Origin of the sequence: Mycolicibacterium gadium (assembly GCF_010728925.1) — a bacterium.
Classification (GTDB): Bacteria; Actinomycetota; Actinomycetes; order Mycobacteriales; family Mycobacteriaceae; genus Mycobacterium; species Mycobacterium gadium.
Genome location: NZ_AP022608.1, coordinates 1,453,747 through 1,478,076, shown reverse-complemented (window position 1 = coordinate 1,478,076; position 24,330 = coordinate 1,453,747). Strand labels below are relative to the sequence as shown.

Sequence of the window (24,330 nt, the reverse complement as noted above, 5' to 3'; positions counted from 1 at the left end):
GGAAGTTACCTGCCCTAGCAGGTGCTGGAGTGAATCTTTTCAAGCAGAGCCGTATCGGCTGTCTGCGTCGCGTCGGGGCGCAGGCTGGCCAGCACGGCGTCGATGTCGTCGCTGTGGCTCAGTTCGGTGAACTCGGTGCCGATCGCCAGGTCGACGGTGTCATCGGTGCGCTCGTCTTCGAACAGTTCGGTGCACGGCGCGACGAGCCAGACGGCGGCCGCGGCCGCCCGGCCCGAGGGCCCGAACCGAATCTGGCCCTGGCATGTCAGTCGGGCGCTCGCATACACGGCGTCGTTGGCCGCCGTCGGCTCGGCGAAGCCCTGATCGCGTAGTGCGCCGGCCACCTCGGCGGCCTGGCCGCCCTGCCCGCTGGCGTTGAGCACCCTGATCTTGGTGTCGGCGAGCTTGGCCGGGGTGACGTCGACCATCTCGCTACGGGTGATCTGCCGGCCGAGCGCCGGCGGCGGGTTGTTCGCGTCGGCCGGCGGCGGCGGGGGATTGCACGCGGCGGTCTCCTCCACCGCGACCGGCTGGTTCAGGGCGATGACCCAGATCGTCAGCGTCACGACGGACAGGGCGACGAGCGCCAGAATGCCCGGCAGGTAATTGCGCCGCCGGAACGGGCGGCCGTGCTTGTCGAATGCCGTACCCTCGGTGATTTGCGCGACCACGAGAGCACTCTAGAGGTCCCGTCGCTGCGACCTTGAGGTGGCATCCTAGTGACTGTGATGTAAATCACAGTGCAACGTGTTTCATTCCGGGCACGAATCGTTTGGTGGATGCGTTCGACGCTGGTACAAAGCACTGCTGCAAGGTTTGATGGAGGGGACAGGAAATGGCTACCGATTACGACGCCCCCCGGCGTACCGAAACCGATGACGTTTCGGAAGATTCGCTGGAGGAGCTCAAGGCGCGGCGTAACGAGGCCCAGTCCGCGGTTGTCGACGTCGACGAATCCGAATCCGCCGAATCATTCGAACTGCCCGGTGCCGACCTGTCCGGCGAGGAGTTGTCGGTTCGCGTCATCCCCAAGCAAGCTGACGAGTTCACCTGCTCGAGCTGTTTCCTGGTCCATCACCGCAGTCGGCTCGCCAGCGAGAAGAACGGCGTGATGATCTGCACCGATTGCGCCGCCTGACGGCTTCACGAACTACGCAGGGCCGCCAGCACTCGGTCGGGATGGCGCGAGCTCACCAGCCAATACGGCGTCGGATCATCCGGGTCGTCGAGAACCAACAGAACCATCGGCCCTATCCACGCCTTGTGCACGACGTAGGCGGCCGGGTCCAGCTGACGGCCCAATGCCGCCGATTTCGCGCTGCGCGGAACTTCGGCAGACCTGGAGATGACGCCGACGGGTAGATGTGCGTCACCGACCCACAGCTCGGTTTCGCCTTCGCCGGCGACCACGCGCAGTTGCGTGCTGCCCAACATCAACAGCGCCACCGCCGCGACCGGCAGCAATACGGCGTAGGGCAGCCAAACGGGAATCGCGGGCACACCCTGGTTGACCTCCAGTCCGATCAGCGCCGCCAATCCCAGGCCGGGCAGCCACCACCACCACGGCACCATCAGCCGTTCGCGATAGCGGACGGTTTGGGACGTGGCGCGCGTGTCGGACACGCGGCCAAGAGTAATCTCTGACGTCGTGTCCACCACTCTCGCGGTCGTGCGCCTGGACCCCGATCTGCCCATGCCGAGTCGCGCCCACGAGGGCGACGCGGGGGTGGATCTGTACAGCGCCATCGACGTCGAACTGGCTCCCGGTCAGCGTGCGCTCGTGCCGACCGGCATCGCCGTCGCCATCCCGCACGGAATGGTCGGACTGATCCATCCGCGCTCGGGTTTGGCTGCCCGCGTTGGACTTTCGATCGTGAACAGCCCCGGCACCGTCGACGCCGGATACCGCGGCGAGATCAAGGTGTCACTGATCAATCTCGACCCTGCCGAACCCATCGTCGTACACCGCGCAGACCGGATCGCACAGCTATTGGTCCAGCGAGTCGAACTGCCCGCCCTGGTCGAGGTGACGTCGTTCGACGAGGCTGGTTTGGCAGACACCTCCCGTGGCGACGGTGGCCACGGTTCCTCCGGCGGACATGCGAGTTTGTGAAATGGCATTCGGTAGGCAGAAAGACAGCAGTGACAGTGGCGATGAGGTCACCTCGGTGACCGAAACCGACGTCGAGCCGGACGGACCGTTCGACATCGACGACTTCGACGACCCGGCGGTCGCAGCGGAAGGACGTCTGGACCTGGGCTCGGTGCTGATTCCGCTGCCCGAGGCCGGACAGGTGCAGGTGGAGCTAACCCCGCAGGGTGTGCCCAGTGCGGTGTGGGTCGTCACGCCCAACGGCCGATTCACCGTCGCCGCCTACGCTGCCCCGAAATCCGCCGGCCTGTGGCGTGAGGTCGCCGGTGAATTGGCGGAATCGCTGCGCAAGGACTCCGCCCAGGTGTCGATCAAGGACGGCCGGTGGGGCCGCGAGGTCGTCGGTGCGGCATCGGGTCCGCAGGGGGCCGGTGTCGTGCGGTTCATCGGCATCGACGGCTATCGCTGGATGATCCGGTGCGTCGTCAACGGGCCGGAGGAGAACGCCGAGGCGCTGGCGAAGCAGGCGCGAGACGCCTTGGCCGACACGGTGGTTCGCCGCGGCGACACCCCGCTGCCGGTGCGCACCCCGCTGCCTGTCGAGTTGCCCGAACCGATGGCGAACCAGCTGCGCGCCGCCGCCGAACGGGCCGCTGCTCAGCAGGCGCAGCAGGCCGGCGGGCAACCGCCCGAGGCGCCGACGCCGGCCGCGCGTCGCAGCGAACAGGGTTCTGCCATGCAGCAGTTGCGGACCATCACCGGCGGCTAGCGAATTCGGCGCGCCAGCCGACCGTGGGGGTGCGTTTGCGCGCCCGATTCGCAGAGAGTCACGCCTCCAGCAGCGCGGACACACAAGCCGCGCCCAGCACCGCGGGGTCGGCGCCCAACTCGTCGAGCGTGACCGTGCGCAACGAAGCGCGCGGAGCCGCCGTCATCCACTCGACGCCCACCTCGACGGGGTGCACTGGATCGTCCGTCGCCGCGGCAATCCCCATGGGGACCGCCAGCTTCTCCAACTCGCTGCACGTCGGCGCGACAAAGGCTGCCGCGGCGTCCATCGCGTCGGGCAGCGCCGGCCACTGGCCGACCCACGAGCGGGTCAGCTCGTCGGCCAGCCACGGCGGGCTGCCCGCGCGCATCTGAGCGGTGGCCGAGGCCAGCCCGTCGCGCCGCAGCACACTCGCGGAATGGCGTGCAGCTATCGCCGCCGGAGCCGTGTCGGGCGCGCCCGTCCAGGCCGGCAGGGCGGCGAGGACCGCCACCGCGCGGCCGGGATGAGCAAGCGCCCACGCAGCGGCGACCGCGGCGCCGATGGACACACCGCCGACGGCGATCGGGGCCGTGCGCGCCGCGTTGTCCAATGCCTCGCGGTAACCGTCGACCAATCGCTGCGGCTGAGGTTTGGGGGTGACCACGACTGCGCCCTCGCCGTGCAGGGCATCCGAGAACGCCCGATAGACGAAGTCGTCGTCGGATCCGGTGCCGGGCAGGAGCACCGTCGTGACGCCGCGGAGAATGACGCTCATCACACGATCGTGCCCTTCGAACTGCCTGATCGGCGCGTCGACCCGCCCTGCGTGGCAGATCGGAACCAAGAGGTCTACCGTGGCGTTGTTCGGGGTATAGATCAACGGTAGATCTGCAGAACGTTCAGGAGAGGCCATGGCTACGGCCGAAGGGTACCTACGCCGACTGACCCGGCGGCTGACTGAAGCCCCGGAACAGCTCGACGTTGAAGAGTTGTCCGACGAAGCGGCCAACACCGGCGCCTCCAAGGCGATCGACTGTCAACGCGGCCAGGAAGTCACGATGATCGGCACCCTGCGCAGCGTCGAATGCAACGGCAAGGGATGCGCGGGCGGGGTCAAAGCCGAGATGTTCGACGGCACCGACACCGTGATGCTGGTCTGGCTCGGCCAGCGCCGGATCCCCGGCATCGAATCGGGTCGCACTCTCAAGGTCCACGGTCGGGTCGGCAAATTGGACAACGGCACCAAGGCGATCTACAACCCGCACTACGAGATCCAAAAGTGAGTGACCCCGGAACCGAACCGGGGAAGCGTTCCAGCAAGGCACACGCCGTCCTCGAGCAAATGGGCGGCGTCAGCGGCCTGATCTACTCCTCGCTGCCGGTCGTGGCATTCGTTCCGGTGTCGCAGTTCTTCGGGCTCACCGCGGCCGTCTACTCGGCCCTGACCATCGCCGCCGTCATCCTGGTGTGGCGGCTGGTGCGGCGCGAGTCGACCCAGCCGGCGATCTCCGGCTTCATCGGCGTTGGGGTCTGCGCCGGAATCGCCTACTTCATGGGTGAGTCCAAAGGCTATTTCCTGCTTGGTATTTGGTCATCGCTGATCTGGGCGTCCGTCTTCGCCCTGTCGGTGCTTATTCGCCGTCCCGTCGTCGGCTACGTGTGGGGCTGGGTCAACGACCACGACCGCGATTGGCGCAGCGTGCGCAAGGCGGTGCGCGCGTTCGACATCGCGACAATGGTGTGGGTGCTCGTCTTCGCGTCCCGCTTCGTCGTGCAGCACCACCTATACGACGCCGATCAGACAGGCTGGCTGGGCGTCGCCCGCATCTCGATGGGCTGGCCGCTGACCGCGGTGGCGGCGCTGGTGACCTATCTGGCCATTCGGGCGGCACAACGCGCGATCCACGCCGAGGCCCCAGACGCCGAAGCGGCCGAAGTCCTTCCGGAAGACATGCAGCGCGAGAATCCGGGCGTGACGCAGCCGGATGCCCACTGAGCCTGACGATCCGAGCCCGCGTCGCACCGACGACACCGATAGATCGCTCGTCGCGGTCGCGGTGCTGGCGTCGTTCGTCGCGTTTCTCGACGGGTCCGTGGTCAACCTGGCGCTGCCCGCCATCGCGCGTGATTTCGCGCGCACCGAATTGGCCGGCCTGGCGCTGCAGCAGTGGGTGGTGGACGGATATCTGCTCACCCTCGGCGCGCTGATCCTCGTCGCGGGAGCCATCTCCGACCAGTACGGCCGCCTGGCGGTGTTGCGAGCGGGACTCATGATTTTCGCGGTCTCCTCGGTGTTGTGTGCGTTGGCGCCCACCGGCTGGGTGCTCGTCGCCGCCCGCTGCCTGCAGGGCATCGGCGCGGCGTTCCTGGTGCCCAGTTCGCTCGCGATGATCAACGCTCGCTTCTCCGGGTCGGCGCAGGCCCGCGCGATCGGAACCTGGACCGCTTGGACCGGAACGGCTTTTGTGGTCGGCCCACTGCTCGGTGGCGTGTTGGTCGACGCGCTGAACTGGCGGTGGATCTTCGGAGTCAACCTCGTGCCGTTGGCAATCACGCTGTATCTCACGACCAGGTTGCCGTCGGGGGAGTTCACCGCATCCAGTCGGTCGACGCGCGTCGACGTCGTCGGAGCGGGGCTGAACGCGGCCGGACTGACGGGCGTGGTGTACGCCCTGATCGAAGGGCAGCGCTTGGGCTTCTCACATACTGCGGTCGTCGTCGCCTTGGCGGTCGGAATCGCCTGCCTGATGGCATTCCCGTTGTGGGAGTGGCGAACACCCGATCCGATGATGCCGCTGCACATCTTCGCTGCCCGCAATTTCGCGGTCGGAAACCTTGCCACGGTGTTCCTGTACGCCGGCGTCTCACTCGGCATGCTCGTCGTCGGGCTGTTCCTCCAGGAGACGGCAGGCCTTTCGGCGACGGAGGCAGGACTGGCCACTCTGCCGGTCCCGGTGCTGTCGTTTCTGCTCGCGCGCCGGTTCGGCACGCTGGCCGGGCTCCACGGTCCGCGACTGTTCATGGCGATCGGGCCGCTGATCGCCGCGATCGGCTATCTGCTGATGTCGCGGGCGGCTGAGCCGTTCGACTTCTGGACGCAGTTGCTGCCCGGGCTGGTGGTGTTCGGCCTTGGGTTGACGATCACCGTGTCGCCGCTCACCGCGGCGATCCTGTCCGCTGTCGACCCTGCGCAGAGCGGCATCGGCTCGGCGATCAACAACGCGGTATCGCGGATCTCGGGTCTGGTCGCGATCGCCTTCACCGGTGTAATCATCGGCGGCGCAGTCGATTTCGCTGGTTTCCGGCAGGGCATGCTGGTGACGGCGGGACTCTTTGCGCTCGCCGCGGTGATCTCGGCGGTGGGTATCCGCAATGATCAGGGCGATCTCGGCCGCGTCTCGCCGGAGTCGACGGCACCGTGTTACGACAGGGCGACCCCGCCGCCTGCCTACCCGCCGCGCTCGGTCAGCGCGCCTCGGGATTGAGCAGGAGTTCCTGCAGTCGATCCTCGACCTCGGTGACCGCGACGAACAGCAGCTCGTCGCCGCCTTCCAGCGGCTCGTCGCCCTCGGGCACGATCACCCGCGGACCACGCAAGATCGTCACCAGAGTCGCGTCGCGCGGCAGCTCGAGACGCTTGACGGGTTTACCGCCCCACGGCGTGTCGTCGGGCAGCGTGATCTCCACCAGGTTCGCCTGACCCTTGCGGAACTCCATCAGCCGCACCAGATCGCCGACGGCGACGGCTTCCTCCACCAGGGAGGCCAACATTCGCGGTGTGGACACCGCCACGTCGACGCCCCAGCTCTCGTCGAACAGCCACTCGTTGCGCGGGTCGTTGACGCGGGCAACCACCCGCGGCACGGCGAACTCGGTCTTGGCCAGCAGGCTGACCACCACGTTGACCTTGTCGTCGCCCGTGGCGGCGATCACGACGTCGAATTCGTGCAGGCTCACCGACTCCAGCACGGTCAGCTCGCAGGCGTCGCCGAGGCGCCACTGTGCGGCGGGAATCGCGTCGACGTCGATGTGGTCGGGGTTGCGTTCGAGCAGGGTGACCTCGTGGCTGTCGACGAGTTCCCTGGCGATCGAACGTCCGACCGCGCCCGCCCCCGCTATGGCGACCCTCATGGCGCCTCGACGTCCTCGCTGGGCGGCAGCGCGGCGATGGCCAGCGCCTCCGCGATGTGTCCGGCGATGGCGGCCATGAACACCTGATCGCCGGCCTGGACGACGGTCTTGGTGTCGGGCAGGTAGCCCTCGCCGAAGCGGATCAGGAACGCGACTCGGCCGCCGGTGGCCGTTTCGAGGTCGGTCAGGCGTCGCCCCACCCATTCCTCGTGCAGCGCCAGCTCGGTCACGCCGACGTTGCCCGACGGATCGCGCCACTTGGTGGTCTCGGTTTCGCGCGTCAGCACGTTGAGCAGCCGATCGGTCGTCCACGGCACGGTGGCGACGGTGGGAATGCCCAGTCGCTCGTACACGGCGGCGCGTTTGGCGTCGTAGATACGGGCGACCACGCGCTCGACGCTGAACGTCTCGCGGGCCACGCGCGCGGAGATGATGTTGGAGTTGTCGCCGGACGACACGGCGGCGAACGCACCGGCGTCCTCGATACCCGCCCGCAACAGCACGTCACGGTCGAATCCCATGCCCAGCACCCGCTCACCCGGAAACTCCGGGGACAGTCGGTGAAACGCGGTGCTGTCCCGATCGATGACCGCGACGTCATGGCCTATGCGGGCCAGACTGTCGGACAGCGAAGCGCCGACGCGGCCGCATCCCATCACCACTACTCGCACCTGTTGGTCCCTTCCGGTCGAACCTGCGCACTCGGAACGCTACAACCATTCCCCTCTGGGCTTACCCTTGGCACTCGTGTCAAAGCTTTCGACCGTCACGCGGCGGCTGGTTCTGGGCCGTCCGTTCCGCAGCGACAAGCTGTCGCACACCCTGCTGCCCAAGCGGATCGCCCTGCCGGTGTTCGCCTCCGACGCCATGTCCTCCGTCGCCTATGCGCCGGAGGAGATCTTTCTGGTGCTCTCGGTCGCGGGCCTGGCGGCCTACTCGATGGCGCCCTGGATCGGACTAGCGGTTGCGGTGGTGATGGTGATCGTGATCGCCAGCTATCGGCAGAACGTGCACGCCTACCCGTCGGGCGGTGGCGACTACGAGGTGGTCACCACAAACCTCGGCCCGACCGCGGGCCTGACGGTCGCGAGCGCGCTGCTGGTCGACTACGTACTGACGGTGGCGGTATCGATGGCCTCGGCAATGTCGAACATCGGGTCGGCCGTGCCGTTCGTCGGTCAGCACAAGGTGTTGTTCGCCGTCATCGCGATCCTGCTGTTGGCGTCGATCAACCTGCGTGGCGTTCGGGAGTCCGGCACCGCGTTCGCGATCCCCACCTATGCCTTCATGTTCGGCATATACGTCATGCTCGGCTGGGGATTCTTTCAGATCTATGTGCTCGGTCGACCACTGCAAGCGGAGTCGGCGGGCTTCGAGATGCATTCTGAGCACGGCGAGATCCTCGGTTTCGCGCTGGTTTTCCTTGTGGCGCGGGCGTTCTCCTCCGGGAGTGCCGCGTTGACCGGCGTGGAGGCGATCAGCAATGGCGTGCCGGCGTTCCGGAAACCGAAGTCGCGTAACGCGGCAACGACGCTGGCGCTGCTGGCCGCGATCGCCATCTCGATGTTCATGGGCATCATCATGCTGGCCAAGGCAACGGGTGCGCAGATCGCAGAGCGCCCCGGTGAACAACTCGTCGGTGCCCCGCCCGACTATGACCAGAAAACCCTCATCACTCAGCTCGCCGACGCGGTCTTCCACAATTTTCCGATCGGGCTCTACTTGATTGCCGGCGTCACGGCGCTGATCCTGGTGCTGGCGGCCAACACCGCATTCAACGGCTTCCCGGTTCTGGGATCGATTCTGGCGCAAGATCGTTTCCTGCCCCGACAGTTGCATACCCGCGGCGACAGGCTGGCGTTCTCCAATGGCATCCTGTTTCTCGCACTCGCCGCCATCGCATTCATCGTCGCGTTCCGGGCCGAGGTCACCGCGCTCATTCAGTTGTATATCGTCGGGGTCTTCGTATCCTTCACCCTCAGCCAGATTGGGATGGTGCGCCACTGGACGCGGCTGTTGCGCACCGAGACCGAGCCCTCCGCCCGTGCCGAGATGAAGCGTTCCCGAATCATCAACTTCATCGGGTTGCTCTGCACGGGAACGGTTCTGATCATCGTCGTGGTGACGAAGTTCCTCGTCGGTGCCTGGATCGCCATTCTTGCGATGGGTGGTTTGTTCGTGATCATGAAAGCCATTCACAAGCACTACAACACCGTGGCGCGCGAACTGGAGGCGCAAGAGGCCGAAGAGGCCGACGGCATGGTGTTGCCGAGTCGCAACCATGCGATCGTGCTGGTATCCAAGCTGCACCTGCCGACCATGCGGGCACTGGCCTATGCCAGGGCCACCCGCCCCGACGTACTCGAGGCGATCACGGTCAGCGTCGACGACGCTGAGACGCGTGCGCTGGTGCACAAATGGGAGGGCAGCGACATCAGCACGCCGTTGAAGGTGATCGCCTCGCCGTACCGAGAGATCACCCGCCCCGTGCTCGACTACGTCAAGCGGGTCAGCAAGGAGTCACCGCGCACCGTCGTGACGGTGTTCATCCCCGAGTACGTGGTCGGCCACTGGTGGGAGCAGGTGTTGCACAACCAGAGCGCGCTACGACTCAAGGGCAGGCTGTTGTTCGAGCCTAACGTGATGGTGACATCGGTTCCGTGGCAATTAAGTTCGTCGGAGCGCCTGAAAACGCTGGCGCCACAGTCCGCTCCCGGCGACGCACGCAGGGGCTTTCTGGATTGAGCGGCGACGAAAGGGTCGGCGGGCCACCCGGCTCGCCGACCGAACTCACCTTGACCGTGGGGCCGCCTGCCAACGGCGGCAGTTGTGTCGCGCGCCATGAAGGGCGGGTGGTGTTTGTGCGCTACGCGTTGCCCGGTGAGACCGTCCGCGTCCGGATCAGGGACGGCGCCTCGGATCGCGGATCATATTGGCACGCCGACGTTGTCGAGGTCATCGATCCGTCTGCCGACCGGGTCGCCTCGATCTGCCCGATCGCCGGGGTGGACGGTGCCGGATGTTGCGATCTGGCTTTTGCCGATCCGGCTGCGGCGCGGCGGCTGAAGGGTGCGGTCGTCGCCAATCAGCTGGTGCGGCTGGGCGGATATGCATGGCGCGACGAGGCCGTCGCGGTGGCCGAGCCGGTGGGTCAGGGCGGGGTCACCGGTTGGCGAACCCGCGTGCGATTGGACACCTCTGCGCGGGGCAAGGCGGGATTTCATCGCTACCACAGCGCCGAGCTGGTCACCGATCTCGATTGTGCGCAGCTGCCGGCGGGCATGCTCGACGGTGTCAACGACTGGGTCTGGCCGCACGGTGCCCATGTCCACGTCGCCGTCGACGACGATGGTGACCGCCACGTCGTGCAGTCGGGTCCGCGTGAGGGCCGCAAGTCCGCCACGCACGCCATCGAAGGCGAGTACGAGGCGGTGCAGCGCGTCGGGGACCGCGTGTGGCGGGTACCGGTGACCGCGTTCTGGCAGGCGCACCGCGACGCCCCGCGGGTCTACACCGAGCTGGTGACCGAATGGGCTCAACTGCGCCCGGGCATGACGGCATGGGATTTGTACGGCGGGGCAGGGATTTTCGCGGCGACGCTGGCGCAGGCCGTCGGCGACACCGGGAGGGTCCTGACCGTCGACACGTCGCGCGGGGCGTCACGCTCGGCGCGCGCGGCGTTGGCCGACCTGGGATGGGTCTCCGTCGTCACCGACTCCGTGAGAAGGGCGTTGACCGGTCAGCGGGGGAGAGCCGACGTCGCGGTGCTGGACCCGCCGAGAACGGGAGCCGGCCGCGAGGTGATCGACCTGCTGGCCGACGCCGAGGTGCCGAGGGTGATTCACATCGGTTGTGAGGCCGCCTCGTTCGCCCGCGACATCGGGCTGTACCGCGGCCACGGATACGCCGTCGAAGATCTGCGGGTGTTCGACTCGTTCCCCTTGACTCACCACGTCGAATGCGTCGCCGTGCTGACACGCTGACGCCGCTGCCATGCTCCGGGCCGCGAGCCGATCAGCTATCGAAATACCGCTGCAGCCGTCGCTGTCGATGTCCGAACAGCGCGCGAATCCCGGCGCCGATTACAGGTGTCAGCACCCGCAGGGGAGTGCGCAGCTCGAAGGTGAGACGATCTCGCACAACGGTTTTCGTGTCCCCATCGGGATGCAGCGTGCGTTCGTGGCGCCAGCTGCGCATGGACAGCATCGTCGACTGCTCGTCGAATCCGCGGCCCGGCCGTAGTTCAGCGATCATCAGGTTGTCGTAGTCGAATGGCAACACGCCGAACAGTCGCATCCAGCAGCGACCGATCGGGGTTCCGATGGGCACGGTCTCCACGGTGTGGTCTTTCGCGCCGCGCGGCATCGACATCGTCATCCACGGCCGCAGTTCGTCATTGATGCCCTCGGGTGTGACCACACGGGCCCACACCCGCTCGACGGGCGCATCGACGATGTTCTGCCGTTCGATGATCACGAGGCTCAAAGCTATCCGACAAATCCTCGCGGGCGCCTACTTTGCACGCCACCGTTCCAGCAGGGCCGGAATCTCGGCGAGCAAGAAGTCGTAGAAGTCACGCATCTCGGCCAGGCGTCGGCCGGCGAGACTGTCCGCCGCCGTCGCCTCGATTCCCGCCTCGGCGGCACTTCTCATCGCCGCGAGTACGGCGTTCTGGTTGGTGTACAGCACGGTCCATGCGTCGTCACGCAGGCGGTAATGTTCGCGGCGGCTGCCCGGCGCCGGTTGTCGCTCGACCAGACCCACCGAGCTCAACATCTTGATCGCGGTGGAGATCGCGCCATTGCTCGCGCGTAGCTGTTCAGCGAGTTCACTCATGGTCAAGCTCGGTTGTTCGGTGAACAGCAGCGTCGCAAGAACCCTCGCCGTCATCCGCTGCAGCCCGTGATTCGTCAACACGAGGGCAAGCTCTTCGGCTGCCCTCTGCAGGTCAGCGGGGCTGGACACGGATCTCCTCTACAGACTTCTGAATTTTCTGAAACTTCAGTATAGTGATGGCGGCGCTCCGGGAAGTCTGGTCGGAAGTTTCATATCCGTGCGTGAAAGGGAGCGACCCGATGCAGACCAGCCCGCCGACCGCCGCATGCAGTGCCACAGCTGAGGTCATTCGCGTCCGCGGACTGACCTTCGCCTATCCGAAGAGCGCCGAGCCGGCGGTCCGCGGGATCGACTTCTCGGTGGGGCGGGGAGAAATCTTCGGATTCCTGGGTCCGAGCGGAGCGGGTAAGTCCACGACACAAAAACTTCTGATCGGGCTGCTCGGCGGCCACGGGGGTGAAGCTGCGGTCTGGGGCAGGGAACCGCGGGCCTGGGGTCCCGACTACTACCAGCGCATCGGCGTGTCCTTCGAGCTGCCGAACCATTATCAGAAGCTCACCGGGCTCGAGAATTTGAAGTTTTTCGCGTCCTTGTACGACGTCGACACGCTGGACCCCTTGGAGCTATTGCATGCCGTCGGGTTGGCAGAACACGCGAAACTCCGAGTCGGCAAGTACTCCAAAGGAATGCAGATGCGTTTGACGTTTGTGCGTTCGCTACTCAACGACCCCGAGTTGTTGTTCCTCGACGAGCCCACATCGGGCCTGGACCCCGTGAACGCACGTAAGGTCAAGGACATGATCCTGGCGCTCAAGGCCAGGGGGCGCACCGTTTTTCTCACCACTCACGACATGTCGACTGCCGACGAGCTGTGCGACAGAGTCGCTTTCATTGTCGATGGGCGCATCGTCGCTCTCGATACGCCCACCGAGCTCAAGGTAGCCCGAAGCCAGCGACAAGTGCGGGTGACCTATCGCGGAGTCGACGGCACGTTCGAGGCAGCCGACTTCGATATGGATCGGCTGGCCGACGATCCCGCCTTCCATGCCCTGCTACGCGGGCGCGAGGTGGAGACCATTCACAGCAAGGAGGCCACGCTCGACGACGTGTTCGTCGAAACCACCGGAAGGCAGCTGACGTGACGCGGTTGCTGAGCACACTGCGACTCGAGGTCACACTTCAGATCAGGCAGAAGTTCCTGCATGCGGCGGTCTTCTCCGGACTCATCTGGCTGACGGTGCTGCTGCCTATGTCATATGACCTGCGGCTGATCGTCGAGCCGTACGTCCTCTTGGGCGACATCGCGATCATCGGTTTTTTCTTCATCGGCGGCTCAGTGTTCTTCGAGAAGCAGGAGCGCACACTCGGAGCCGTCATTTCGACGCCCTTACGATTTTGGGAGTACCTGAGCGCCAAACTCGCTGTGCTATCGCTTGTTTCGGTTCTTGTCGCGTTCGTGGTTGTGACGGTGGCGCACGGACTGTCCTATCGTCCGCTGCCACTGCTGGCCGGCGTGGTGCTCGGCACGCTGCTGAACCTGCTCGTCGGTTTCATCACCTCGCTGCCATTTTCGTCGGTCAGCGATTGGTTCATGTCGGCGACTGTTCCACTCGCAGTGATGACAGGACTGCCGGCGTTGTACTACTCCGGGGTGTGGGAGAACCCGGCGCTCTATGCGATTCCGACTCTCGGACCTCTGCTGCTGCTCGGCCAGGCCTTTGATCAGGTGACGTTGTCGGCGTGGCAGTTCACCTACGCGGTGCTGTATCCCGTCGTCAGCGTGGCGGTGCTGTACGTGGGCGCCAAGGCGCTGTTCGGCCGCTGCGTGATCGCCAAGGCTGGGGGCGAGTGATGACGACGTCCCGCAAAGCTTTGGCAGCCTTCGGCCGCAACGATTTTCGCGGTACCCACCGTGATCCGCTGCTGGTCATGATCGTTTTGGCGCCCGTCATCTGGACGGTCGGAGTCGTCATACTCGTCCCGTTGTTCACCGACATGCTCGCGGCTAGGTACGACTTCGATCTGGTTCCGTACTATCCGCTCGTTCTCACCGCCTTCTTACTGCTGACAAGCATCATCATCGCCGGGGGACTCGGGGCATTCCTCGTTCTCGATGAGGTCGACGCAGGCACGATGAGCGCGCTGCGAGTGACGCCGGTGCCGCTGTCGACGTACTTCACCTACCGTGCCGGCACGGTGATGGTGGTGACGACTGTCTACGTGGTGGCGACGATGTCGCTCAGCGGGATACTCCAACCCGGACTGATCCCAATCCTGATACCGATCGGCCTGCTCGCCGGATTGTCAGCGGTCGTCACACTGTTGGTGATCGTGGCCGTCGCGGGCAACAAGATCCAAGGCATCGCCATGGTTCGCGCCCTCGGCATGCTCATCGCCGGATTGCCGTGTCTGCCGTGGTTCATCGACTCTGCGTGGAACCTGGCATTCGGCGTGCTCCCGCCGTATTGGGCGGCCAAAGCGTTCTGGGTGGCCAGTGCGCATGGAACCTGGTGGCCGTACGTGCTGGCCGGCGTGATCTACAACGTGGCCATCGCGTGGCCACTTTTCCGACGATTCGTCGCCAAGAACACCTGATGACGAGATGCGAATGCCAACTCAGGAGGTCAAATCGCGCCGGCGGTAGCCCGCGATTCCCACTGCCGTAAGCGCTCCTCCGACAACCAGGAACGTGATCGTGGCCAGAACCTCGGGTGAAGCCGACGGCACCGCCGCGATATGCACATACGGCGAGATGTTCAGCACCCACGCCGGAGCCCGCATGCTTTCGGCGATGACGTTGAGCAGAAACCCCCCGACCACAGGCAGCGCACCCACGGCGCCCACCGCCGACGGGAGCCAGCCGACGGCTAGGGCCGCCGCGCCGAGTGCCAGCCACGCAACGGGGGCGGTGTTGAGGGCGCCTGCCAGTGCATCGCCGATCCGCAGTGGGGCGCCGGTGAGCGCAGCCCCACTCCATACGGCCGCTGCTGCGACGAGGTGCAACAACGCCAATCCAACTGCGGTAACTGCTATCTCAGTGCCCAGCAAGCGTTCACGAGAGCACGGCGAGGCAAACGACATGGTCCACAGCCGTGCTGTCTCGTGATTGACGAAGGCCGCAAGCCGCGCCACCGCGAACAACCCCGTCGCGATCGTCATCAGGCTGAACAATGCGGCGACAAAACCCTCCGCCGTGTTCAGGCCCGCGAAACCCGCCGCCGCGGCTAATTCAGCGAACCGCGGATTCGCTTCGAAGAAGTCGAGCATCGAGGCGATCAACGCTCCGACGATCACGAAGTAAGTGCCTATCGCCGCGGCCCACCCGGCCGTGGGACGCAGGGCGCGGCGCGCTGCGAAACCCGTCAACGACCCGAGTAGGCCCACGCGCCCCGAACGTTGCGCCGAGACAGTAACCAGCCCGGCGCCGAGATCGCGGTGACACGCGGCCGCGACTGCGCCCACCATCAGCACGACCGCATAGCCCGCCAGCACCAACAGCGGAGCGATTCGGTTCTCGGCATATGGCGCCGCCCGAGCGATGAGACCCAGCGGGCTGATCCATGCCGACCATGCCAGAGTCGATACTCCATCGGCGAGCATCCGTACCAACAGAGCTGATCCCAGAAGGCCTGCGGCGAGGCCGGCGGCCGAAGACCTGCTCGGCATCATCTGCCCCGACAGAAACCCGAGCCCGGCGAACGTCATCGTCGCACCGAACAATGCGGCGGCGTAGATGATTGCGCCGTGGGCGTCCGTGCCCGCGACGGCCATTCCGACGCCGACTCCGCAGGCGATCGTCAACGCTGCGCCGGCCAGAACCAGTTGGTAGCGCAAGAGGACGTCTGCTCTGCGAATTCGCCCGGACAGCAACAGATCCCAGCGCCCGGTATCCTCCTCGCCCCGCGTAACCCGGACAGCGGTCAGCATGATCCACACGCCGGCCAGCATGAGCACCGGTGTGCCGGTGCGCCACACTGTGAACCCTCCCGGATCATCCAGCGCCAGAGGAGTTCCGAAAAGCACTCGTATGGCTGGGTTTTCCGCCAACGCGCGCAGTGCGCCTTCATTGATCTCGCTCGAAAACGTGGTCTGATATTGGATGGCCACCACGGCGGACATTCCCGCGCAGACACCGCCCACCAGCAGTGTGCCGCGCCGCACCTGTCGGATGGCGAGGCCAATGATCGCTCGGCCGGCCGGCGCGCGGTGAATGCGGGCACGGCGGACGGCAAGGGTCGTGGTCATCACGATGTCTTCCCGTAGTAGTCCAGGAAGATTTCTTCGAGCGTCGGTTCGTGCATCGCGATGGCCGTGATGTCGACCGCGGCAAGCGCGCGGAGTGCCAATGCAGGTGACCCTGACACATTGAACCGCAGACGCTTTCCGTCAAGTCGCTCGAGGTTGCTCACATTGGGCACGCCTGTCAACTGCGGTTCTGCATCGCGATAGGTGACTTCGATGAATGTTCGGCGCAGTCGGCGCAACTCTGCGATCGAGTCGATCTCGACGAGCCGCCCGTTCCGCAGAATGGCCACCCTGTCGCAGAGTGCCTCGACTTCGGCCAATTGATGAGAGCTGAGGAACACCGTCTGGCCCCGCTCGCGGGCCTCGATGACACAACGCCGAAATTCGCGCTCCATCAACGGGTCCAAGCCACTGGTCGGCTCGTCAAGCACCAACAACGGCGCCCGGGTGGCAAAGGCGGCGACGATCGCGACCTTTTGCCGATTGCCGCTGGAGTAGGTCTTGCCCTTCTGATCCAAGTCAAGTGCGAAACGCTGGACGAGCTCCGCCCGGTACTCCGCGTCGATCTCGGGACCGATGTTGGCGCTCAACTCGAGGATCTCAGCGCCGGTCATCGTCGGCCACAGCGCGACATCGGCGGGTACGTACGCCAAGTGCCGATGGGCGATACGGACATCGTCGGCGGGGTGACCGAAGATCGTCACCGTGCCTGCGGTGGGTCGGATCAGGCCGAGCAGCAGGCGGATCGTGGTGGATTTGCCTGCACCGTTCGGGCCGAGAAAGCCGAAGACTTCCCCTGGCAAGACGGCAAGACTCAGGTCGCCGACCGCAACGATTGAACCGAAACGTTTGGTCAGTCCCTCGGTTCGAAGGGCGTCGTCGGATTTGGCGCGCGCAGACGCGGATGACATGGCATACACCGGGCCTTCCAGGGTCGGTCAACTGACAGCCGACCAGACTTCCCGGCGCACCTGGCGAGGACTGTACTCGCGCCTGCACATGGACACCAGATTGGTTGCCGCGCCGGGCATCGGGCCATGGCATAGGGTTGTCCCAAGGTGTGCCGGGAAGTCTGGTCGGCAGTCGGTGAACCGCGACCAGGAGGAGGCACCGGGTGATCAATCGACTGAGCCGGCGTCTGCTGACTCGGGGCAGCTGGCCCGAAACTCAGCGGCTCGCCGAAATCCTTCGCACGGAAACTGTCGGCGGTGTCCTGCTGCTGTTCGCGGCGGGCGCAGCGCTGGTGTGGGCGAACTCGCCGTGGTCGCAGGGCTATGACGCGCTTTCGGAATTCACGTTCGGGCCCGAATCGCTGCACCTGCAGCTGAGTTTGTCCGCCTGGGCGGCCGACGGATTACTGGCGATTTTCTTCTTCGTCGTCGGGTTGGAACTCAAACGCGAGTTCGTTGCCGGAGATCTGCGAGACCCGAGCCGAGCCGCGCTGCCGATCCTCGCCGCCGTCGGCGGCATGGCGGTGCCCGCCGCGATCTTCATCGGCGTCAACCTGGCGGCCGGACACCCGGAGAACGTCGTCGGGTGGGCGGTGCCGACGGCCACCGACATCGCGTTCGCGGTCGCAGTGCTGGCGGTGCTGTCGACCCACCTGCCGAGCGCGCTGCGCACCTTCCTGCTCACCTTGGCGGTGGTCGACGACCTGTTGGCGATCATCGTGATCGCCTTCTTCTACACCGACCACCTCTCGCCGGGGGCGCTGGCGCTGGCGCTGGTGCCGGGCGGATTGTTCGCCCTCGCCGTCCAGCGCGGGATGCGGCACTGGTGGCTGCTGGTCCCGCTCGCGGTGGCGACGTGGGCGCTGGTGCATGCCAGCGGCGTGCACGCCACCGTCGCCGGCGTGGTGCTGGGCTTCACCGTGCCGGTGCTGGGCCGCCATGCGTCCGCCGAGGACTTCGAGCATCGGCTGCGTCCAGTCTCCGCAGGTTTCGCGGTGCCCGTGTTCGCGTTCTTCGCCGCCGGTGTCACGGTCGGTGGCTGGTCCGGCTTCGGGTCGGCGCTGACGCATCCCGTCACGTACGGGGTCATCGCGGGGCTGGTGATCGGCAAGCCGCTGGGCGTGTGGGGCACCGCGTTCCTGCTGGCCAAGTTCACCCGCGCGAACCTCGACGACGACCTCGCCTGGCGCGATGTCCTCGGCGTGTCGCTGTTGGCCGGGATCGGGTTCACAGTTTCGTTATTAATCGGCGAGCTGGCGTTCGGGCACGGCACCCCGGCCGGTGACGACGTCAAGATCGGCGTCCTGGTCGGGTCTGTTGTCGCAGGTGTACTGGCATCCGCGGTGTTGTTGAGCCGCAACGCGGCGTATCGGCGCATTCATGAAATGGAGACCGCCGACCACGATCTTGACGGTGTGCCCGATGTCTACGCGTCTCGGCAGGACCGCACCGAACCCGGTGCGTAGACTGACGGGATGCTTGAACAGATCCGCGGCCCCGCTGATCTGCAGCACTTGACCCAGTCGCAGATGAGTGAGCTGGCGCAGGAAATCCGCGAATTCCTGATTCACAAGGTCGCTGCAACCGGCGGACACCTCGGCCCGAACCTCGGTGTGGTCGAGCTCACGCTTGCGCTGCATCGGGTGTTCGACTCGCCGCACGATCCGATCATCTTCGACACCGGACACCAGTCCTACGTCCACAAGATGCTGACGGGTCGCTGTCATGATTTCGACACACTGCGCAAGAAGGGCGGCCTGTCGGGCTATCCATCGCGCAGCGAGAGCGAGCACGACTGGGTCGAGTCCAGCCACGCCAGCTCGGCGTTGTCGTACGCCGACGGACTGGCCAAGGCCTTCGAGTTGTCCGGGCACCGCAACCGTCACGTGGTTGCCGTCGTCGGGGACGGCGCCCTCACCGGCGGCATGTGCTGGGAGGCGCTGAACAACATCGCCGCGTCCCGGCGCCCGGTCGTAATCATCGTCAACGACAACGGCCGCAGCTACGCGCCCACGATCGGCGGCTTCGCCGAACACCTGGCCGGGCTTCGCCTGCAGCCCGGGTACGAGCGCGTGCTCGAGGAGGGCCGCAAGGCCGTCCAGAAGGTGCCGATCATCGGCGAGATCTGCTACCAGTGCATGCACAGCATCAAGGCCGGGATCAAAGACGCGCTCTCGCCGCAGGTGATGTTCACCGACCTCGGCCTCAAGTATGTCGGCCCGATCGACGGTCATGACGAGCATGCGGTGGAGAGCGCACTGCGCCACGCGCGCGGCTTCAATGCGCCCGTTATCGTGCACGTCGTCACCCGCAAGGGCATGGGGTACGCCCCCGCCGAGAACGACGAAGCCGACCAGATGCACTCCTGCGGCGTCATCGATCCCGAGACGGGGCTGGCCACGTCGGTGCCGGGGCCCGGATGGACGTCGGCGTTCTCCGACGCACTCATCGGCTATGCCGCCCGGCGGCGCGACATCGTGGCCATCACCGCTGCGATGCCCGGCCCGACCGGTCTATCCGATTTCCGGAAACGGTTCCCCGACAGGTTCTTCGACGTCGGCATCGCCGAGCAGCATGCGATGACGTCGGCCGCGGGTCTGGCGATGGGTGGCATGCACCCGGTTGTGGCGATCTACTCGACGTTCCTCAACCGCGCGTTCGACCAGGTCATGATGGACGTCGCGCTGCACAAGCTGCCCGTCACGATGGTTCTTGATCGCTCCGGCGTCACCGGTCCTGACGGTGCCAGCCACAACGGCATCTGGGACCTGTCCATGCTGGGCATCGTCCCGGGCATGCGGGTGGCCGCCCCGCGCGACGGCGCCCGACTGCGTGAGGAACTCGGCGAAGCGCTCAACATCAAGGACGGGCCGACCGCCATTCGGTTCCCGAAAGGCGATGTCGGCGAAGATATTCCGGCGGTCGAACGCCGTGGCGGCATCGATGTGCTCGCGGCCCCGGCCGACGGCCTGTCCGACGACGTGCTGATCGTGGCCGTCGGCCCGTTCGCGGCGATGGCGTTGGCGGTCGCGGAAAGGCTTCGCAACCAGGGCATTGGGGTCACAGTCGTGGACCCGCGGTGGGTCCTTCCGGTGCCTGCCGCCCTCGGTGAGTTCGCGGCCGCGCACAAGCTGGTGGTCACCATCGAGGACAACGGCGTGCAGGGTGGAATCGGATCGGCGGTATCGGCGGCGCTGCGCCGGGCAGAGATCGACGTGCCCTGCCGCGACGCTGGATTGCCTCAGGAGTTCTTCGAACACGCATCGCGCGGTGAGGTGCTCGCCGACGTCGGACTGACCGACCGCAACATCGCGCGCCAGATCACCGGCTGGGTGGCGGCTCAGGGCTCCGCGGTGGCACCCGACCGCGAAGTCAGCGAACGTTTCGACTAGCGCCTCTTCGGGAGCGAGGTGCCCGCTATCAGTGAGACGCGGCCCACTTCTTCCAAAGACGTTGTCCTGCGCGGCTGTTCGAAAAACACCTCAGCGCTGCGACCGTCGATCTCGAGGGTCGCGATCGTATTCCCGAACAAGGGCCCACACACGTTCGTCCACGTCAACGGTGGTGACTCGACGCCGTGGCGGCGCACCCACCATCGCGTGAACGCAGCAGCGGGTCGGGTCCAGCCCAACGCGAACGCGGGTTTGACGAACAGCGGCACGTAGTTGTGCACAGGAGAGCAGACCAGCTGATGTACCGCCGACCCGCTCGGCGACAGGCCATCGAGTCGGGCGCGCGCGGCGTAGCTGTGGTGGACGTCGCCCGACAGCACGCTGATGGTCGCGGGCCGGTCAGGATGGTTGGCGATCCTCGTGATCATCTCCGCCAGCCGCACCAAGGACTTGTAGAACGCCGGCCAATGTTCGAAATCGCCTGCCCTGCGCAAAAACTCGCCGATCTTACCGCGCCTGCCCGGTCGGTCTGCCGCCTCTTCGTTGAGCGTCTCCAGATCACCTATCGCGGGCGGCATCAACCATGGCACCGACGAGGCCAGCATCAGATGGTCCAGTTGCTCGGGATGCTCCTCGGCCTTGGCCTCGACCCACCGGAATTCGTCTTCGCCGATCATCATGCGTTCACCGGATTCCAGAATGCGCCCGTTCCGTGAGTCGATCATGATCAGCCGAGTCCGTCCGAGATCCCATCGGTAGCTGAACCGAATGCCTTTGTGCGCCTCGATCTCGCGGTCGGCCCGGCCGGCAAGCTCGGCGAGATGCGACCATGTGTCGCCTTCTATGGCCAGCAGGCGTTGGTAGTCCTCGTTGCCGGCCAGCTCGTCCGGGCTCAGGTTCCCCAGATGTTGGTACACCCAGTAGGACGCGAGTCCGGCGCGGATCCGGTCCTGCCACCACGGCTCCTTGGCCATACTGACGCGCCAGGACGCCGAGGTGTTCCAATCGTCGCGGATGTCGTGGTCGTCGAAGATCATCGCCGTGGGCACGGTGGACATCAGCCACCTGATCTCCGGGTCGCCCCAGGAATGGCGGTACAGCCGTTCGTACTCCGCGAAGCTGACCACTTCGTCGGGCGGACGATTGCCGTTTCGGTGGAGCCGGGCGCGGCGCTTGTTGACACGGCGCTGCTCGTCGGGCGGGAGTTCGTCGGCGTAGAGCTGATCACCGAGCAGGATCAGGGCGTCCGGCCACTGGTCGATCGGGCGCACGGCCATCCGCGACGCGTACGAATCGAGCGCGTCGTGCTTGATCTTGGACTCGATCTTCTTCACTTCGGTTTTGGGGTAACGACACGACCCGAATATCGCGCGCAATCGGTGCGCCGTATCGGGGCCCCGGGTCCGGATGACGCTGGGTGGAAACTCGGAGAAGGCCGGGTCGGTGAGCGGCCATACCGTCTCCCCATTGAACGTCACCTGGTACTCGGTCACGCTGTCCGGCTTCAGCCCGGTGACCGTGACGAGTGCGAAGTGATGGCCCTGCACCTCGAACGTCGGCGCCGAAGAGCCCAGAACGTCGACGGTGCCCGCGTTTTCGGTCTGTACCCACACCAGGGCGGTCGTGTCCGAGACGTGGCGCAGCGTCGGCCCGAGGAGCAAGCTCACCGAGTCGACATTAGGGCACGCGGGCCGGGTCCTGAAGTCACGACAGGCTCGTGACAGAGTCTGGTCATGGATGCTGAACTCGAACGCTGGAAGGCTGCCGGCCGGTACTTCGACTATCTGGGCTTCGATATCTTCTACCGGGTCGACGGGCCGCCGATCGGCCGGGCACCCGTGCTGCTGGCGATCCACGGCTACCCGTTCAACTCGTCGGATTGGTCGCTGATCTGGCCCGCATTGATCGAGCGGTTCACCGTCGTCGCACCCGACATGATCGGCATGGGCTTCTCGGCCAAACCCGTCGCCTACGGCTATTCGGTGCTTGATCACGCGGACGTGCACGAGGCACTGCTCGACCATTTGAACGTCGAGGTCTGCCACCTGCTCGCGCACGACCTCGGCGACTCTGTCGGCCAAGAGCTGTTGGCCCGCAGCGAGTTCGGTCAGCACGCGTATGGATCGCCGCGCTACCAGTCGATCACCTGGCTCAACGGCGGAATGTTCAACGAGACCTACACACCGCGCACCATGCAGAAGCTGATGTCGGGGACACCGCTCGGCGACCTGATGAGTCCCCTGCAGGGCAACCCGCTGTCGCGACGGATCGTGGAGCCGACGATCAACGAGATGTTCGGCCCCAACACCAAGCCCTCACGCGAGTTGATGGACCGATTCCACGAGATTCTCGAATACAACGACGGCAAGCGGGTGATGCACAAGGTCGGACGGTTCCTGGCCGACCGGTACACCCACCGCAATCGTTGGGTGCGCGCCATGCGGGAGACCGCGGTGCCGATGCGGCTCATCGACGGGCCCATCGACCCCAATTCCGGTTCCCATATGGCTCGGCGGTATGCCGAGGTCATCCCCGACGCGGACGTGGTGATGCTCGCCGACGACATAGGTCACTGGCCGCAGATCGAAGCCCCCGACGCGGTGCTGAAGCACTTCCTGGCCCACGTCGACCGGGTCAGCTAGTCGCCTCGCCGTCAGAGGTGGCGGGGTCGGGGTACAGGGCGTCGGTCAGCACGGGGTCGACGAGGTCGCGCTGCCACTGCCGTGCCCCGGCCTCTCGCAGGAAACCGTCGATCGCCGCCTCCGTCGCTTCGCGTGATGACAACGGCTGCCAATCCCAACACAACCGCCGCACGATCTCCGGGGTGATGATGTTCTCGGTCGGCACCGAAATACGCTGCGACAGTTCGATGATGCCGGACCGTGCCGCCTCCAGTCGGACCGCGGCTTCGGGCTTTCGGCGCGCCCATCGCGAAGCAGGTGGGGGACCGGTGGACGGTTCCTGCGACGTCGGCGGGTCGTCGGTGGTGCGCGCACGCGCGAGCGCCTCCAGCCATACATGAGCCATTCGTCGTTGCCGTGAGCCCCCGAACACCGGTAGGGCGGTGAGCTTTTCGACCGTGTCAGGGTCGGCGGTGGCGGCATTGACGATCGCCGCGTCGGGAAGGATGCGTCCGGGCGCGATGTCACGGCGCTGCGCGATGTGATCGCGCGTCGTCCACAGTTCGCGGACCGCCGCCAGTGCGCGTCCGTCCCGGATTTTGTGGATGCCCGACGTGCGCCGCCAGCGGTCCCGGCGCGTCGGCATGGCCACGACCGTCCGCAGATACTCGAATTCCTCTGCGGCCCAGTCGGATTTGTGCTGCTCCTGGAGAACAGCGGCGACCGCGTGGCGCAGGTCGAGCAGCACTTCGACGTCCAGCGCCGCGTAGTTCAACCACTCGTGCGGCAGCGGCCGCTGCGACCAGTCCGCGGCGCCGTGGCCCTTCGTCAACTGCAGACCGAGGAGCTTCTGCACCATCGTGGCGAGGTTCACCTTGTCGTAGCCGGCGAGGCGGCCCGCGAGTTCGGTGTCGTAGAGCTTCGTCGGCCGCATCCCGATCTCGGCAAGGCAGGGCAGGTCCTGATCCGCCGCGTGCAGCACCCACTCGTCGGTGGTCAGCACCTTCGCGACCGGAGCCAGCGTGGCGACGGGATCACCGCCGTGGTTGACCGGGTCGATCAGCACCGTGCCAGCACCGGCCCGACGAATCTGGATCAGGTAGGCGCGATTCGAGTAGCGGAAGCCTGAGGCGCGTTCGGCGTCGACCGCGAAAGGTCCTTCGCCGGACGCCAACAGCTCGGCGGCCTTTTCGATATCGCGTGCGCTGACCGACAGGTCGGGCACGCCGTCGCGCGGCGCCAGCAGCGGTGTGGCTTCCGGCTCATCCTCCGAGCCCGACTCGGGGCCGGCCTCCTGGGGGTCGGCCATACG

25 protein-coding genes are annotated in these 24,330 nt (G+C 66.0%); 14 read left to right on the top strand and 11 right to left on the bottom strand.

What is annotated here, in order from left to right; all coding sequences use genetic code 11:
* Positions 1 to 14 precede the first annotated feature (14 nt).
* Positions 15 to 671, bottom strand: a complete 657-nt coding sequence (gene cei / locus G6N36_RS07305) for an envelope integrity protein Cei (protein WP_163685887.1) — start codon at positions 669 to 671, stop codon at positions 15 to 17.
* 164 nt (positions 672 to 835) lie between these two features.
* Between cei and G6N36_RS07300 the strand changes: the two genes are divergently transcribed.
* Entirely contained in the window at positions 836 to 1,138 is a 303-nt protein-coding gene (locus G6N36_RS07300; protein WP_024445904.1) for a DUF4193 domain-containing protein, read from the top strand.
* A gap of 5 nt (positions 1,139 to 1,143) precedes the next feature.
* Here the strand turns inward: G6N36_RS07300 and G6N36_RS07295 are convergent, their stop codons facing one another.
* Positions 1,144 to 1,623, bottom strand: coding sequence for a DUF3093 domain-containing protein (locus tag G6N36_RS07295; RefSeq protein WP_163685886.1), 480 nt, complete (start codon positions 1,621 to 1,623; stop codon positions 1,144 to 1,146).
* 25 nt (positions 1,624 to 1,648) lie between these two features.
* Between G6N36_RS07295 and dut the strand changes: the two genes are divergently transcribed.
* Positions 1,649 to 2,113 (top strand): dUTP diphosphatase, encoded by a 465-nt coding sequence (gene dut, locus G6N36_RS07290; protein ID WP_163685884.1) that lies wholly within the window; start codon positions 1,649 to 1,651, stop codon positions 2,111 to 2,113.
* Between the two features lies 1 nt (position 2,114).
* Entirely contained in the window at positions 2,115 to 2,861 is a 747-nt protein-coding gene (locus G6N36_RS07285) for a DUF3710 domain-containing protein (RefSeq protein WP_163685882.1), read from the top strand.
* Between the two features lie 58 nt (positions 2,862 to 2,919).
* Here G6N36_RS07285 and G6N36_RS07280 read toward each other — a convergent pair whose 3' ends face one another.
* On the bottom strand, positions 2,920 to 3,618 hold the full coding sequence (locus G6N36_RS07280; RefSeq protein WP_163685881.1) for an alpha/beta hydrolase: 699 nt from the start codon (positions 3,616 to 3,618) through the stop codon (positions 2,920 to 2,922).
* Between the two features lie 136 nt (positions 3,619 to 3,754).
* Here G6N36_RS07280 and G6N36_RS07275 point away from each other — a divergent pair, with 136 nt between their 5' ends.
* The 3 genes from G6N36_RS07275 to G6N36_RS07265 are packed head-to-tail and all read left to right on the top strand — an operon-like array spanning position 3,755 to position 6,328.
* Positions 3,755 to 4,126, top strand: coding sequence for an OB-fold nucleic acid binding domain-containing protein (locus tag G6N36_RS07275; RefSeq protein ID WP_163685880.1), 372 nt, complete (start codon positions 3,755 to 3,757; stop codon positions 4,124 to 4,126).
* A complete protein-coding gene (locus G6N36_RS07270) occupies positions 4,123 to 4,839 on the top strand; it encodes a DUF3159 domain-containing protein (protein ID WP_179964736.1) in 717 nt (238 codons plus the stop codon). The genes G6N36_RS07275 and G6N36_RS07270 overlap by 4 nt, the downstream gene beginning before the upstream one ends.
* Entirely contained in the window at positions 4,829 to 6,328 is a 1,500-nt protein-coding gene (locus G6N36_RS07265; protein ID WP_163685879.1) for an MFS transporter, read from the top strand. The genes G6N36_RS07270 and G6N36_RS07265 overlap by 11 nt, the downstream gene beginning before the upstream one ends.
* Here the strand turns inward: G6N36_RS07265 and G6N36_RS07260 are convergent.
* Together G6N36_RS07260 and G6N36_RS07255 are read right to left on the bottom strand one after the other, a co-directional pair.
* Positions 6,309 to 6,974: a potassium channel family protein gene (locus G6N36_RS07260; protein ID WP_083123657.1), complete on the bottom strand. Its 666-nt coding sequence runs from the start codon at positions 6,972 to 6,974 to the stop codon at positions 6,309 to 6,311. The genes G6N36_RS07265 and G6N36_RS07260 overlap by 20 nt on opposite strands.
* Positions 6,971 to 7,645 carry a potassium channel family protein gene (locus G6N36_RS07255; protein WP_163685878.1) on the bottom strand — a complete coding sequence of 225 codons (675 nt, stop codon included), beginning with the start codon at positions 7,643 to 7,645 and terminating at the stop codon, positions 6,971 to 6,973. Before G6N36_RS07255 ends, G6N36_RS07260 begins: the two co-directional genes overlap by 4 nt.
* Positions 7,646 to 7,712: 67 nt before the next feature.
* Between G6N36_RS07255 and G6N36_RS07250 the strand changes: the two genes are divergently transcribed.
* Positions 7,713 to 9,719 carry an APC family permease gene (locus G6N36_RS07250; protein WP_197746603.1) on the top strand — a complete coding sequence of 669 codons (2,007 nt, stop codon included), beginning with the start codon at positions 7,713 to 7,715 and terminating at the stop codon, positions 9,717 to 9,719.
* Positions 9,716 to 10,957, top strand: a complete 1,242-nt coding sequence (locus G6N36_RS07245; RefSeq protein WP_163685876.1) for a class I SAM-dependent RNA methyltransferase — start codon at positions 9,716 to 9,718, stop codon at positions 10,955 to 10,957. The genes G6N36_RS07250 and G6N36_RS07245 overlap by 4 nt, the downstream gene beginning before the upstream one ends.
* A gap of 31 nt (positions 10,958 to 10,988) precedes the next feature.
* Here the strand turns inward: G6N36_RS07245 and G6N36_RS07240 are convergent, their stop codons facing one another.
* Together G6N36_RS07240 and G6N36_RS07235 are read right to left on the bottom strand one after the other, a co-directional pair.
* Positions 10,989 to 11,450 carry an Rv1443c family protein gene (locus G6N36_RS07240; RefSeq protein WP_163685875.1) on the bottom strand — a complete coding sequence of 154 codons (462 nt, stop codon included), beginning with the start codon at positions 11,448 to 11,450 and terminating at the stop codon, positions 10,989 to 10,991.
* Positions 11,451 to 11,486: 36 nt separating this feature from the next.
* Positions 11,487 to 11,921: a GbsR/MarR family transcriptional regulator gene (locus G6N36_RS07235; RefSeq protein ID WP_163690516.1), complete on the bottom strand. Its 435-nt coding sequence runs from the start codon at positions 11,919 to 11,921 to the stop codon at positions 11,487 to 11,489.
* Between the two features lie 128 nt (positions 11,922 to 12,049).
* On the opposite strand from G6N36_RS07235, the gene G6N36_RS07230 reads away from it, so the two are divergent.
* The 3 genes from G6N36_RS07230 to G6N36_RS07220 are packed head-to-tail and all read left to right on the top strand — an operon-like array spanning position 12,050 to position 14,405.
* Positions 12,050 to 12,952, top strand: a complete 903-nt coding sequence (locus G6N36_RS07230; RefSeq protein WP_163685874.1) for an ABC transporter ATP-binding protein — start codon at positions 12,050 to 12,052, stop codon at positions 12,950 to 12,952.
* On the top strand, positions 12,949 to 13,662 hold the full coding sequence (locus tag G6N36_RS07225; RefSeq protein WP_163685873.1) for a fluoroquinolone export ABC transporter permease subunit: 714 nt from the start codon (positions 12,949 to 12,951) through the stop codon (positions 13,660 to 13,662). Before G6N36_RS07230 ends, G6N36_RS07225 begins: the two co-directional genes overlap by 4 nt.
* Positions 13,662 to 14,405, top strand: a complete 744-nt coding sequence (locus tag G6N36_RS07220) for an Rv2686c family ABC transporter permease subunit (RefSeq protein ID WP_163685872.1) — start codon at positions 13,662 to 13,664, stop codon at positions 14,403 to 14,405. The genes G6N36_RS07225 and G6N36_RS07220 overlap by 1 nt, the downstream gene beginning before the upstream one ends.
* 21 nt (positions 14,406 to 14,426) lie before the next feature.
* Here G6N36_RS07220 and G6N36_RS07215 read toward each other — a convergent pair whose 3' ends face one another.
* Positions 14,427 to 16,055: an efflux permease Rv1217c-related protein gene (locus G6N36_RS07215; RefSeq protein WP_163690514.1), complete on the bottom strand. Its 1,629-nt coding sequence runs from the start codon at positions 16,053 to 16,055 to the stop codon at positions 14,427 to 14,429.
* The gene (locus tag G6N36_RS07210) at positions 16,055 to 16,966 is read right to left on the bottom strand and encodes an ABC transporter ATP-binding protein (protein ID WP_179964735.1); all 912 of its coding nucleotides are present in this window, start codon (positions 16,964 to 16,966) and stop codon (positions 16,055 to 16,057) included. The genes G6N36_RS07215 and G6N36_RS07210 overlap by 1 nt, the downstream gene beginning before the upstream one ends.
* A 203-nt stretch (positions 16,967 to 17,169) precedes the next feature.
* Between G6N36_RS07210 and nhaA the strand changes: the two genes are divergently transcribed.
* Both nhaA and dxs read left to right on the top strand, forming a co-directional pair.
* Positions 17,170 to 18,471: a Na+/H+ antiporter NhaA gene (gene nhaA / locus G6N36_RS07205; RefSeq protein ID WP_163685870.1), complete on the top strand. Its 1,302-nt coding sequence runs from the start codon at positions 17,170 to 17,172 to the stop codon at positions 18,469 to 18,471.
* Positions 18,472 to 18,480: 9 nt separating this feature from the next.
* Positions 18,481 to 20,397 carry a 1-deoxy-D-xylulose-5-phosphate synthase gene (dxs, locus tag G6N36_RS07200; RefSeq protein ID WP_163685869.1) on the top strand — a complete coding sequence of 639 codons (1,917 nt, stop codon included), beginning with the start codon at positions 18,481 to 18,483 and terminating at the stop codon, positions 20,395 to 20,397.
* Here dxs and G6N36_RS07195 read toward each other — a convergent pair.
* Positions 20,394 to 22,064 (bottom strand): alkaline phosphatase D family protein, encoded by a 1,671-nt coding sequence (locus tag G6N36_RS07195; RefSeq protein ID WP_163685868.1) that lies wholly within the window; start codon positions 22,062 to 22,064, stop codon positions 20,394 to 20,396. The two genes, dxs and G6N36_RS07195, sit on opposite strands and share 4 nt — an antisense overlap.
* A gap of 66 nt (positions 22,065 to 22,130) precedes the next feature.
* Between G6N36_RS07195 and G6N36_RS07190 the strand changes: the two genes are divergently transcribed.
* Positions 22,131 to 23,039 carry an alpha/beta fold hydrolase gene (locus tag G6N36_RS07190; RefSeq protein ID WP_163685867.1) on the top strand — a complete coding sequence of 303 codons (909 nt, stop codon included), beginning with the start codon at positions 22,131 to 22,133 and terminating at the stop codon, positions 23,037 to 23,039.
* Here G6N36_RS07190 and G6N36_RS07185 read toward each other — a convergent pair.
* Positions 23,032 to 24,327: an HRDC domain-containing protein gene (locus G6N36_RS07185; protein WP_163685866.1), complete on the bottom strand. Its 1,296-nt coding sequence runs from the start codon at positions 24,325 to 24,327 to the stop codon at positions 23,032 to 23,034. The two genes, G6N36_RS07190 and G6N36_RS07185, sit on opposite strands and share 8 nt — an antisense overlap.
* Between the last annotated feature and the right edge of the window lie 3 nt (positions 24,328 to 24,330).